Annotated in this window: 11 protein-coding genes and 1 pseudogene; 5 read left to right on the top strand and 7 right to left on the bottom strand. The window is 60.4% G+C overall.

Annotated features, from left to right (window positions below):
• Window positions 1-196 precede the first annotated feature (196 nt).
• Window positions 197-913 (top strand): class I SAM-dependent methyltransferase, encoded by a 717-nt coding sequence (locus AC1DHT_RS24525; protein ID WP_427546174.1) that lies wholly within the window; start codon window positions 197-199, stop codon window positions 911-913.
• Window positions 914-1,438: 525 nt separating this feature from the next.
• Here the strand turns inward: AC1DHT_RS24525 and scpB are convergent.
• The 3 genes from scpB to AC1DHT_RS24510 are packed head-to-tail and all read right to left on the bottom strand — an operon-like array spanning window position 1,439 to window position 4,849.
• Window positions 1,439-2,239: a methylmalonyl-CoA decarboxylase gene (scpB, locus tag AC1DHT_RS24520; RefSeq protein WP_427546176.1), complete on the bottom strand. Its 801-nt coding sequence runs from the start codon at window positions 2,237-2,239 to the stop codon at window positions 1,439-1,441.
• Complete coding sequence (locus tag AC1DHT_RS24515) at window positions 2,236-3,492, bottom strand: CaiB/BaiF CoA transferase family protein (RefSeq protein WP_427546178.1); 1,257 nt, start codon at window positions 3,490-3,492, stop codon at window positions 2,236-2,238. The genes scpB and AC1DHT_RS24515 overlap by 4 nt, the downstream gene beginning before the upstream one ends.
• Window positions 3,493-3,526: 34 nt before the next feature.
• A complete protein-coding gene (locus tag AC1DHT_RS24510; protein WP_442114794.1) occupies window positions 3,527-4,849 on the bottom strand; it encodes an MFS transporter in 1,323 nt (440 codons plus the stop codon).
• Window positions 4,850-5,028: 179 nt separating this feature from the next.
• Here AC1DHT_RS24510 and AC1DHT_RS24505 point away from each other — a divergent pair, with 179 nt between their 5' ends.
• Window positions 5,029-5,946, top strand: a complete 918-nt coding sequence (locus AC1DHT_RS24505; protein WP_427546182.1) for a LysR substrate-binding domain-containing protein — start codon at window positions 5,029-5,031, stop codon at window positions 5,944-5,946.
• A gap of 60 nt (window positions 5,947-6,006) precedes the next feature.
• Here the strand turns inward: AC1DHT_RS24505 and AC1DHT_RS24500 are convergent, their stop codons facing one another.
• On the bottom strand, window positions 6,007-7,341 hold the full coding sequence (locus AC1DHT_RS24500) for an aminotransferase-like domain-containing protein (protein WP_427546184.1): 1,335 nt from the start codon (window positions 7,339-7,341) through the stop codon (window positions 6,007-6,009).
• Window positions 7,342-7,453: 112 nt separating this feature from the next.
• Here AC1DHT_RS24500 and AC1DHT_RS24495 point away from each other — a divergent pair, with 112 nt between their 5' ends.
• On the top strand, window positions 7,454-8,068 hold the full coding sequence (locus tag AC1DHT_RS24495; protein WP_427546186.1) for a DJ-1/PfpI family protein: 615 nt from the start codon (window positions 7,454-7,456) through the stop codon (window positions 8,066-8,068).
• 236 nt (window positions 8,069-8,304) lie between these two features.
• Here AC1DHT_RS24495 and AC1DHT_RS24490 read toward each other — a convergent pair whose 3' ends face one another.
• Window positions 8,305-9,198 carry a LysR family transcriptional regulator gene (locus AC1DHT_RS24490; protein WP_427529075.1) on the bottom strand — a complete coding sequence of 298 codons (894 nt, stop codon included), beginning with the start codon at window positions 9,196-9,198 and terminating at the stop codon, window positions 8,305-8,307.
• 175 nt (window positions 9,199-9,373) lie between these two features.
• Between AC1DHT_RS24490 and AC1DHT_RS24485 the strand changes: the two genes are divergently transcribed.
• Both AC1DHT_RS24485 and AC1DHT_RS24480 read left to right on the top strand, forming a co-directional pair.
• Entirely contained in the window at window positions 9,374-10,018 is a 645-nt protein-coding gene (locus AC1DHT_RS24485; RefSeq protein WP_054597057.1) for a hydrolase, read from the top strand.
• Between the two features lie 78 nt (window positions 10,019-10,096).
• Window positions 10,097-10,660 carry an antibiotic biosynthesis monooxygenase gene (locus tag AC1DHT_RS24480; RefSeq protein ID WP_427546188.1) on the top strand — a complete coding sequence of 188 codons (564 nt, stop codon included), beginning with the start codon at window positions 10,097-10,099 and terminating at the stop codon, window positions 10,658-10,660.
• A gap of 78 nt (window positions 10,661-10,738) precedes the next feature.
• Here the strand turns inward: AC1DHT_RS24480 and yghX are convergent, their stop codons facing one another.
• Both yghX and AC1DHT_RS24470 read right to left on the bottom strand, forming a co-directional pair.
• Entirely contained in the window at window positions 10,739-11,626 is an 888-nt protein-coding gene (yghX, locus tag AC1DHT_RS24475; RefSeq protein WP_427546190.1) for a YghX family hydrolase, read from the bottom strand.
• 111 nt (window positions 11,627-11,737) lie between these two features.
• Window positions 11,738-12,022: pseudogene (locus AC1DHT_RS24470) on the bottom strand (LysR substrate-binding domain-containing protein); the annotation flags it as partial.
• Window positions 12,023-12,040: the final 18 nt, after the last annotated feature.

Here is a 12,040-nt window from a genome sequence, read left to right as displayed (position 1 = left end):
GCTAATGGTTGTACCCGTTTTTCTCAATCAGGGTTAGCGGCGGTGAGTTGCCTTGTTGGGTAGATGGCATTCAACCCAGGCAGACGAGCAATTACTCAAGCGTCGTATTCCTCATGGGAATGCACGGCATAAAATTAATGAATTTTTATTATCGAAGTGCGTGGCGTAGCTTGATTTGAGGACATGGAGAATCGCCTTGAAATCATCACCTCTGAACGCAGCTGAAAAATTTGATACCTCACGGGCCAATGAGTACGGACGACAGAGCCGTATTGCATTGGCAGGCTATGACGCCTGCCACGATCTTGCGGCGTGCATGCTGGCGGCAAGCCTCGGTGACGCAAGCTCGGCGAGAATACTGGTCGTTGGCGCTGGCGGTACGGCCCAGGAGATTATTGCAATGGCCAGGTTGGAGCCGAGTTGGCGCTTCACTGCCGTTGATCCCTCCGAGCCGATGCTGGAGGCCGCGACGCAGCAGCTGGAGGCAAACAACTTACTTGATAGAACGGACGTGCACCTTGGTCAGGTTGACGACCTGCCACCGGACGCGTCATACGACGCGGCGACGCTGATTGGTGTACTCCATCATCTGGCTGGAGACGACGCCAAGCGACAACTTCTACGTTCCATCCGGACTCATCTAAAGCCGGGTGCGCCGTTGATTGTCGCGGGCAATCAATATGCCTATGCCAGTCAACCATTATTGCTTGCTGCCTGGGGGCAACGGTGGCGACAGCAGGGTGCGAGTCCGGATGAAGTGAAGGTCAAACTTGGGAAAATCCTTCAAGGTGCTGACCCTCCACACTCCGAAGCGGCAGTTCAAAAACTGCTGCACGACTCGGGATTCGGAGACGCTACTCGTTTTTTCAGCAGCCTTTTCTGGGGCGCTTGGGTGACGTGTAAAACTGTCTGAATGGAACCGATAGTCGGTTATTGGCCGACAGGAGCCTTCCGCCACCGGGAGCATTGGATCGTGATTGCGGACGATGCCGGTAACGTCGCGTGGCGGGTGACGCCCGTGCCATCATCGAAGGAGGGGTGATGAGGCGAACGTCCACGTCAGGGAAAAAAACACAAACGATGAATAAAGATGGTCTTCGAATCTATCGAAGCCCGAGGACCGACAGGACAAACAGGGCGATCACAACTGCCCCGACGATGTAGACGATGCTGCTCATGATATCCACCTCTCATACTGAACGGGATTGCGACACCAGGGTATTGCCAATACAAGATACGGCACTGTTGCTCGAAATTCCGTTCGGCAGCACACATAGCTCCGTTTTCATTCGCTACCTCCACTGGCCTGTACATTGGAAGCAGCGGTATGGCTTGGGTTCAATTTTTTACCGGTGTTCCCGATGGGTATCGGCTCCATCGGGATTCAACCGTGTGACGTACGTCGTTCACCAGGTTTGATTGTCTGCCTCAGGCAGTCCTACCGACCGCCAAACACCGCCGGCCTGCGCTCAGCAAACGCCGCCAGTCCCTCATCGAAGTCGCCGCTCTCACACGCCTGTCGACGCAGTTCTGCGATCTGCTCCATCGCCTGGACGGGCATCGGTTGCAGGTCTTCGAGGATGCGCAGCTGCTCCTTGACTGCGGCAATGGCCAGTGGCGCTTTGCCGGCAATCGTGCGTGCCAGTTCCAGTGCGGTGGCCTCCAGCACGTCGCTGTCGACCAGCCGGTTCACCACGCCGAAGTGTTCAGCGCGTTCTGCATCGAGCTTGTGCGCGCAGAAAAACATTTCCTTCAACACGTGAATCGGCAGGTTGTTGAAGAAACGCAGCAGCCCGCTGGTGGTGTAGGGCAAACCGATGTTTGCCGGCGTCATCGAAAAGCTCGCACTGCGATCCGCGACCACCAGGTCGCAACTCATCGCCAGGTCGACCGCGCCACCCCATACCGAGCCGGAGATCATGGCGATCACCACGCCGGGATAGGCGCGGATGCGGCGCAAGACTTTTTCGAGTGGCTTGCCGTAGGCAACCGGGTCGTGGTCGTGTTGCAGTTCGCGGATGTCATGGCCGGCGCTCCAGACGGGCTGGCCAACTTCGCTGCCGAGTATCACCACCGGTATACGTTGTGACGCCAGTGCGGCGAGGCTTTCGTCGAGGGCGTTAAGCAGTTGCGCGCTGAGGGCGTTGCGGTGGGTGGGGTTGCTGAAGACCAGCCGACCGATTCGTTCATCGACCATGTTGACGGTCACGGTGGCGGAAGAGGTTTGCGTCGGGGTCATTGTGCGGTTCCTGTTGATTGTGCGGATGCCATGGCTGGCGAATCACTGGTGTCCTGATACACGGCCTTCGCGGCCAGCAGCGCGTTGATCGACGCCGTGTCGAAACCTGCTTCGCGCAGGACTTCGAGGGTGTGTTCACCGAGCAGCGGCGGTGGGCGCTGACTGGCACCGGGCGCAGGTTCTGCGGCGTCGGTTGCGCTGAACACCGGGGTTACGACCTGGCGCAGCGCGCCGAGTGTCGGGTGCATGAGTGTCCGGGTCAGCTGGCTATGCAGCACCTGCGGATCGTCGAACACTTCGTCGAGTGTATTGATCGGGCCTGCGGGTAAACCAGCCTCGATGAACAGCTCGGTCCACACGCGTTTGCTGCGGGTTTTCAAGCGGCTTTCCAGAATGGCTTTCAACTCGTCACGTCGCTCGACCCGGGCTTCATTGGTGGCGAAGCGCGGGTCGTCCGGCAGCGCGGGTAAATCGAGCAGCACGCATAAACGTCCCCACATGGCCGAGGTGATCGGCGCCAGGTTGAGCGGGCCGTCCTGCGTCTGGAACACCCCGTAAGGCGCAATGACCGAGTGGGCGTTGCCCGTTCGGCGGGGGACATCGCCGAGGCTGAGGTAGCGTTGCCCGTGCACACTCAGCAACCCGACCAGGCTGGCCAGCAACGAGGTGCTGACGTGCTGGCCGCAACCCGTGCGTTCGCGCTCCAGCAGGGCGGCCATGACCGCCGTTACCAGCCACATGCCCGAGGTCAGGTCGCCGATGGCCGTGCCGGTGCGGGTCGGGTCGCCATCGACGAACCCCGTCAGGCTCATCAGCCCCGAGTAACCCTGGGCGATCTGGTCGAAACCTGGCCAACTGCTCATCGGCCCGTCGCTGCCAAAGGCGTTGATGCTGCCCATGATCAGCCGCGGATTGCGTGCGCTGAGCACCTCATAGCTCAGGCCCATGCTATCGAGGGTGCCGGGTTTGAAGTTCTCGATCACCACGTCGGCCTCATCGATCAGCCGCTGGATCGCGGCCAAGCCCTGGGGATTGCGGAAGTCGATGCACATGCCGCGCTTATTGCGATTGCACGACAGATAGTAGGTGCTCACGCCCCGGTCGAACGGGCCCCAGGTCCGGCTCATGTCGCCGGTTGGGCCGGGCTCGATCTTGATCACATCGGCGCCAAGGTCCGCCAGCACCATGGTGCAGAACGGCCCCGACAGTGCGCGACTCAAGTCGACGATCTTCACGCCTTGCAAAGCTTGCATACGGTTCTCCACTGAATGTTTGAGCGCTGCGGTTTTATTGCGGCAACGGTTGATCACGGGTTTCGACGGCAAACGGCAGGATCAGAATGCCGGCCACGAAGGCCGCAGCGGTCCAGGCGATGGGGGCGCCGAGCGAGCCGTGCCAGTGGATCGCGGCGGCCAGCAGGAAGTTGACGCCGGCGCCGATGAAGCGGCCGACCGAGGCGTTGAAGGCGAACGCCGTGGCGCGGATTCGGGTTGGATACTGCTCGGGCAGCCAGAGCGAGAAAATCGCGAAGTTGCCGCCGAAGAAACCGAGGAACACCAGCGACACCATGAACAGGTGCAGACCGTCGTCCATGTAGAACACCCAGCCAAAGGCGACCACGATCGACGTCGCCATACCCGCGAAGTAGATGCCCAGCGCAAGCCGTCGCCCAAGCCGCTCGGCCAGCCACGGCGCGACGAGGCAGCCGAGAATGGTACTGAGCGACAGCACCGCCGCGCCAATGGAGGCCAGGTGCACGGCGCCGACATGGTCGATGCCGGCGCGGGTCGCCAGGGTCACCACGGCCGTCGCTTCGTAAACCGAGCCGGCCCACAAACCGACGATCGCAACTCCGACCAGGGCTGAGCTGGTCAGCGTGCGTCGGCGAAAGGCCGGGGCAAAGATTTCCCACCATGTCGTGCGTGTAGAGGTGGTTGAGGAACGTGCGACAGGGTGTGCCACCTTGTGCGTCTGGGCAGGTTCTTTCACCTTCAGTGCGGTGTAGATCGCCACCGCCGCCGGGGCGAGACCACACAGGAACATCACGCGCCAGCCGTAGGTTGCGCCGACGGTGTAGTTCAGCAACGCGGCAATGAAGAAACCGAAGTAGTAGCCCGTTTGCAGGTAACCCGCGCCCATCTTGCGCCGGTCCTCCGGCCAGCTCTCGGCCACATAGGTGCCGGCCAGTGCCCATTCGCCGCCGACACCGATCCCGGCGATCAGCCGAAACGCCGCCAATTGCCAGATGTTCTCCGAGAACGCCGCGGCCCCGGTAAACAGCGAGTACACCAGGATGCTGGCTGCCAGCATCTTCACCCGGCCAAAACGGTCGGCGAGCGGCCCCCAGATAAACGACATTCCCCAGCCGATCAGAAACAACCCGAACAGCAGAGAACCGTACATGGCGATATTGGCGGGGGTTGGGGTGATGCCCGAGTTGGGCAGCAACTCGGTCAGGGCGGGAATCAACACCAGGGCGAAGATCACCGAATCCACGCCATCCAGCACCCATCCCAGGTAGACCGTCCAGAAGCCGCGAATCTGCTCGCGGGTCAGGGGCGTTTTGATCGGCTTCACACTCGTTGCTGATGCGGTTAATGCTCTGGACATTAAGATCTCCCATTGACCTTGATCAGGCCTATTGAGGCGCTGCGAGGCGGGGGACGCCGTCAGCGCTTCGTTTATTGTGAAATCAGTCTAGGCAGCGCATCTCATAAGCCACAAATATGAAATTCCTTTGGTCCCATCGGAAATTTATATAGAGTCAGATTCTTTGGACGCCCCCCGTCATGGACCTGCGCCAGTTGCGGTATTTCATCAAAGTGGTCGAGTGCGGCAACATCACCCGCGCCAGCGAGGCACTGCATATCGCGCAGCCCGCGATCAGCCAGCAGATGCGCAATCTGGAACGGGACATGGACACGCAATTGCTCGAGCGCAGCGTGCAGGGCGTGGTGCCCACCGCGGCCGGGCAGACGCTGTACCGGCATGCCATCGAGCTGCTGCGCCAGGCCGACGGCACCCGTGAACTGCTGCGTCAGGACGCCGAACTCCCGCAGGGCAAGGTCTCGGTCGGCATGCCGTCGAGTACGGCGCGGATGTTGGCGATTCCGCTCGCACGGACGATCCGCAGTCGGTATCCGGGTATCAAGCTGGAATTGATCGACGCCCCAAGCGCCGAGCTGGGAGGCCTGATCACGGTCGGGCGGGTGGCGCTCGCGGTGAATGTCGATGTGGTCGAAACCCGCGGGATGATCTCGCAGCGACTGCTCACCGAAACGCTGTACCTGATCGCGTGGCCGGAATTTCCGTTACCCGAGGGACCGGTGACGATCGACGCCCTGGCGAAGATGCCGCTGGTGCTGCCCTGTGCCCCGAACACCATTCGCAGTCGAGTCGAATCGGCATTGCAGGAGGCTGGACTGCACTGTGAGGTCGAGTTCGAAGCCAACTCCACGGACCTGTTGTTCTCAGCCGTCCTGGCAAAGCTGGGTGTGACGATCCTGCCTTGGGCAGCCGCCCATGCTGAACTGGATCAACAGAAGCTCAAGCTGGCCAGGATCGATCATCGGCTGTTCACCCGCGAGCTGTCTTTGTGCTGGCCTGACACTGCCGTACAGAGCAACGCGGTGCAAAAGGTCAAGGCGACCATTTTTGAACTGTTCGAGGCGTTTGGACACCACCCGGGGTGGGCGGACGGGCAATGACGCCTCCGGGTGGGGGGAGAATGACGCGGCAAGAGCCTTGGAAGTCGACGCTCGGTCACCTCAATAAGAATGAGCGTCAACCACACGCTTCACCGTGTCGAGTGCGACTTGCAGGGCATCCAGTTCCAGCGAGCCGAGCGCAAGCCTGATCGCGTGAGGAATAGGGGTAGAAGTCGCAAAGGGCTCTGCGGTCGATACCGAAACGTGCTCGCGCATCAGCGCCATCGCCACCTGGTCCGCGCGAACCTCTTCTCCCAAAGGCAGCCAGAGAAAATAGGAGGCGGGATGGCCGATGTACTTCAAGTCGGTCAACGTGGCCCTGGCTATGGCCTGTCGCTTTGCGGCGTCCTGACGCTTTTCGCGCTCCAGGCGATTGACCGTGCCATCGTCGAGCCAGTTACAGGCGATTGAAGTCATCACCCCGGGCGTGTTCCAAATGGTCGCGCGTATGGCTCTCTCGATAGCGGGGATCCAGGCGGAGGGCGCCGCGACAAATCCGACGCGCAACCCGGTGGCGACATTTTTCGAAAGGCCTGTCACGTACACGGTTCTTTCCGGTGCAAGCGCTGCCAAGGGAGGCGGTGCGTCCTCTGCGAGGAACGCATAGGCGGCGTCCTCAATGATCAGCAAGTCATGCTCGCGGGCGATGCTCACCAAGCGATGCCGCCAGCTTTCGCTGGCGACCCACCCCAGTGGATTGTGCAAGGTCGGCATGGTGTAGACGGCGCGGACCTTTCTGCTCTGGCACAGTCGAACCAGGGCATCCAGATCAGGTTCACCGCCGGCAGCAGGGAGGGGGGCCAGTTCCAGGCGCTGGGTGTCCGCGAGGACTTTGAAACCGGGATAGGTCAAGGCATCCGTCACGACAACATCGCCTGGGCGCAGCAGCCCCATGACCGTCACCGCCAACCCGTGTTGAGCGCCGTTGACGATCAGTACCTGCTCGTCGCTGACGCTCAAGCCTCGGCACTGGAGATGCCGGGCAACTGACGCACGCTCATGCTGTCGCCCGCCATGGGGCTGATAACGAAGCAACGCCTCCAGATCGCCCGAAGACGCCATTTGGCGCAAGGCGCCACGCAGCAGTTCTGCCTGGCCCGGTAGAGAAGGGTAGTTGAAGTTAAGGTCCAGAACACCGGTGGCGACCGCTTGCTGATCGATGCCTAACCCGGTTGGCAACGAGGTCTCCCGGACAAACGTACCTCTCCCGGTTTCGCCGCTGACCAGGCCCATCGTTTCAAGCTCTGCGTAGACACGGGTCGCCGTGGCCAAGGCGAGGCCTTCGTTGGCCGCAAGCTCCCGGTGTGTGGGCAGGCGCGTCCCAGGTGACAGGCGTCCTGCGCGAATGTCGGCCGCGAACGCGTCGACCAACGATTTATACCGGGAGCGAGCCATGGAGATGTATCCATTACAATAATTTGATTGTACTAATTATTCGCCATAGCCTGCGCCTGTACAACCGCTTCCCTCAGGCGGATGCCAGCCACATTTGCAGGAAGGCCCAACCATGCATATCGCCATTCTCACCTTCGAAGGCTACAACGAACTCGACTCCCTGATCGCACTCGGCGTGCTTAACCGCATCAAGAAACCTGGCTGGCGCGTGTCGATTGCCAGCCCAACGGCCCGTGTCCGTTCAATGAACGGAGTGGTGATCGAATCCCAGGCAACGCTTCGCGAGGCGAGCGAAGCCGATGCGGTGATTGTCGGGAGCGGCATGCAGACTCGCGAGGTCGTGGCTGACACCGCCCTTATGGCGCAGTTGCAACTTGATCCCTCAAGGCAACTCCTGGGCGCGCAATGTTCCGGCACGCTGGTGCTGGCCAAGCTTGGCTTGCTGGAGGGTGTACCGGCCTGCACGGACTTGACCACGAAACCGTGGGTTCAGGCGGCTGGCATCGATGTCCTTAACCAGCCGTTCTTCGCCAAAGGCAACATCGCCACCGCCGGTGGATGCCTCGCTTCGGTCTATCTTGCGGCCTGGATCATTGCCCGCCTGGAAGGCGTCGAAGCGGCAGAAAGTGCACTGCACTACGTCGCGCCAGTCGGGGAAAAAGAACAGTACGTTGAGCGCGCAACGCGCAATATCGCCGCGTATCTGCCGGATGGGCAGGTTGCTTGAGGGAGAGCCAAGGCGCCGACTCAACTCGTAATGCTGTTCATTTAAGCAATTTCAGACGCGCGGCATTCTTTGTAGCAGCTGCCGAAGGCTGCGTTCGGCTGCGAAGCAGTCGTGAGTCCAGTTGCCGTGGTTTACCTGACACACCGCAATTGCTGATTTTACGACTGCTGTGCAGCCGAACGCAGCCTTCGGCAGCTGCTACAGATCGCATTACGGCTTAAGTGAAGCATTACGACTCAACTCGGCTTTTGCGCAAGCTGCGCCACCAAAAACTCGATAAACGCCCGGGTCTTCTGCGGAACCCGACGTGCAGACGAGTAGACCGCGTTGATGGTGATCGGCGGGGCCTGCCATTCGCACAACACGGCGACCAGCCTGCCGGCCGCCAAAGCCTCTTCGACAATGAAGCTCGGCAGCAAGGCGATCCCCATGCCGGCTTCTGCGGCCTGGGCCAGCAGGTCGCCATTGTTGGCATGCAGCGGGCCGGTGACATGCACGCGCTGCGTCTCGTGGCCGTTGCTCAATTGCAGGCTGACGCCACTCTGCAGGTAGCCATAATTCAGGCATTGGTGGGTGCTCAGGTCCTTTGGCGATTGCGGTGTGCCCGCGCGCTCAAGATAGGCCGGGGAGGCGACCATGATCCGCGGAGCAGGCGCCAACAGTCGGGCCACCAGGGAAGAGTCCGGCAGGCTCGCGATGCGGATGGTCACATCGAAGCCGCCGCGTACCGGGTCGACCTGCTGGTCGCTCAGGACCAGTTGCAGCTCAATGTTCGGATGCTGCTCATGAAACAACGGGATCAACGGCCCGAGGCGCCGCAGGCCGAACGACATCGGCGCGTTGACCCGCAGCACACCGCGTAGTTCGCCAATGCCGTTACGCGCCCGTTGCTCGGCTTCGTCCACGGACGCGATCACTTCACGGGCCGCTTCGTAGTACTCCGCGCCGGCCTCGGTCAGGTGCAGGCTGCGCGTCGTGCGCTGCAGCAACTGCACACCGATGGCCTCTTCCAGCGCCTGAATCTGTTTACTGACTTTTGAGCGTGGCACATCCATCGCTCGGGCTGCGGCGGCGAAGCCGTTTGCTCCGACGGTGGCGACAAAAGCACGCATGCATTCGATCCGGTCCAAGATTGTCCCTGTTTTGGAAATAATGATTATGCATTTTAGGTAATTGTTTCAGTTTTATCCAGCAACTACATTAGGTTCCAAGCCGGTAGCACACCACCTCCAACGAGACCCGCACCGCGCCTTACAGCCTGAATAACTCAACCCTCCAGAACAGCGACATCAAAAGGAACACGCCATGTCTATTCGTGAATTGCTCAACCCAACCAACTCCGCTCTGATCCTGATCGACCACCAGCCGCAAATGTCCTTCGGCGTGCAATCGATCGATCGTCAAACCCTGAAGAACAACACCGTTGCACTGGCCAAAGCCGCGAAGATCTTCAACGTGCCGACCATTTTGACGTCGGTCGAAACCGAAAGCTTCAGCGGCTACATCTGGCCGGAATTGCTCAGTGTGTTTCCCGATCATCAGCCCATCGAGCGCACCTCGATGAACTCCTGGGAAGATAAAAAACTGGTGGAGGCGGTGAAGGCCACCGGTCGCAAGAAACTGATCATGGCCGCACTCTGGACTGAAGTGTGCTTGAACTTCCCGGCTCTGGAAGCGCTGGCCGAAGGCTACGAGGTGTACATCGTCACCGACGCATCGGGCGGGACAACCAAAGAAGCTCACGACATGTCGGTGCAGCGGATGATCCAGGCCGGTGCGGTGCCAGTGACCTGGCAGCAAGTGCTGCTCGAGTACCAGCGCGACTGGGCACACAAAGAGACTTACGATGCAGTGATGGACCTGGTGCGCGAGCACAGTGGTGCCTACGGCATGGGCGTGGATTACGCTTACACCATGGTGCACAAGGCGCCGCAACGTCAGGTCAAGTAAGCCGCGGAAAAATTCCGTTGCTCAACGGCGCAGTTCGCTGCGCCGTCACTGCCAACGGGCATGCTCGGAGAGTCAGTCATGAACATCGAATTGTCGGAAGGCGTGGTCACATTGCTGGTACGCCATCGGGTCAAACAGGGAGGGGATGAGGCGTACGAAAACTGGTTGCGTCGCACCGTCGCCACGGCGCGCACGTATCCAGGGCATCTGGGCATTGATGTGATGCGCGGACAAAGCCAGGGGCTGGCGCAGTTCACCAGTGTGCTGCGTTTCGCCACGACTGAACAATTGCAGCATTGGCTCGATTCCGAGGATCGCCGCAAGCTGGTCGAAGAGGCGCGGCCATTGCTCGCCGATGGCGACCAGACCGAGGTCAAGGCCGACCGTGAGTTCTGGTTTACTCCGACTGATGAGGCTGCGCCGCCCCCACCGCGCTGGAAGCAGTCCTGCGTGACCTTTTTGGTCATCCTGCCCCTGAGCTTTCTGGTGCCGATGCTGTTCAAGCCGCTGTTTGGCTGGATGCCCTGGCTGGGCGGTTATGTGCAAAGCAATGTGCTGATCACGGCCAGCATCGTGCTGTTGGTGGTCTACGTGTTCATGCCTCGGGTGACACGTCTGTTCGGAAAATGGCTGCAGCCGTGATCCGGCGAGCGAGGTCCTGCAGAGTGCAACGCCTCGCTGACCGTGAGCAGGTTCTCGTGTTGCGGGGCGATTTCAACGCTAAGCCAGGTACCGCCGGAACCAATCCAGCGTCCTGCTCCAGGCAAGCCTGGCGGCGGCTTCATCGTATCGAGGCGTGGAGTCGTTATGGAAACCATGGTTAGCGCCAGGGTAGATATAGGCTTCGTAAGTCTTGCCGGCAGCTTTCAACGCCTGCTCAAAGGCAGGCCATCCTTCATTGGTCCGCGTGTCCAGTTCGGCGTAGTGCAGTAGCAGAGGCGCCTGAATCCGGACGACCTCTTCAGCCCTTGGCTGACGGCCATAAAAGGACACGGCAGCACCCAACTCTGGATAGGCCACGGCTGCGGCATTGGCGACGCCACCGCCATAACAGAAGCCGAGGATGCCGACTTTTCCAGTGGTCGAGTCATCCTTCATCAGCCACTCGATGGCGGCGAAAAAGTCATTCATGAGCTTTTCAGGGTCGACAGTCTGCTGCAGCGCCTGACCCTTCTCATCGTTGCCGGGATAACCTCCGACCGACGTCAGGCCGTCGGGCGCGAGGGCGATGAATCCCGCCTTGGCCAACCGTCGGGCGACATCCTCGATGTAGGGGTTGAGCCCGCGATTTTCATGCACGACCACCACCGCCGGCACCTTGCCGCTGGCTTTCGCCGGACGCACCCGATAGGCACGGACTTGCCCGTGTCCCTTGGGGGAGGGATAGGTGATGTACTCGGCGATGATGTCCGGGTCGGTAATGGGCACTTGCTCGGCGAGCGCATAATTGGGGCTCAGGGCGGTGAGGAGTGCGCTGGCCGTCAAACCGCCTAACGTGAACAACGCCGCGCGATCCAGAAACTCTCGCCTATTGATCAGACCATGGGCGTAGTAGTCGTAGAGCTCGAGCAGTTCAGGGGAAAAATCTTTTGCAGTAAGACGGTTCATCTGTGCGCTCCCTTTGCATCAACCGGATTGCCACTGTGATGTCCAGCAATGCAGCGTAGACAATAATTCGCCCATGTTGCAGCTCGGCAACCAAACCCTACGGTTCGGGCAACAGCCATGGCGCGCCTTGCGCAAATTTTGCCTCTCGCCCCGGCGTTGCAGGTAGGTCGGGACAGCACACAGGATTCGACGGTGATCGCAGAGTTTTTTGGCAACCAGTCGATTGTCTGAAAACTCACCGATACGGATCGCGGCATTGAACCCCTCGGCGACGATGTCGACGAATCGCTCCGAGTATTCAACTTCCAGCGAAACCTCGGGGTAGGCCAGGGCAAACTCCGAGACCGTCGAACTGAGCCACAATCGGCCCATTGCGGCTGGCAGTGCGAGTCGCAAGCAAACCTCGTTTATTCA

Source organism: Pseudomonas sp. 05N432 (assembly GCF_056396945.1).
This window is presented reverse-complemented; position numbering and strand designations above follow the sequence as displayed.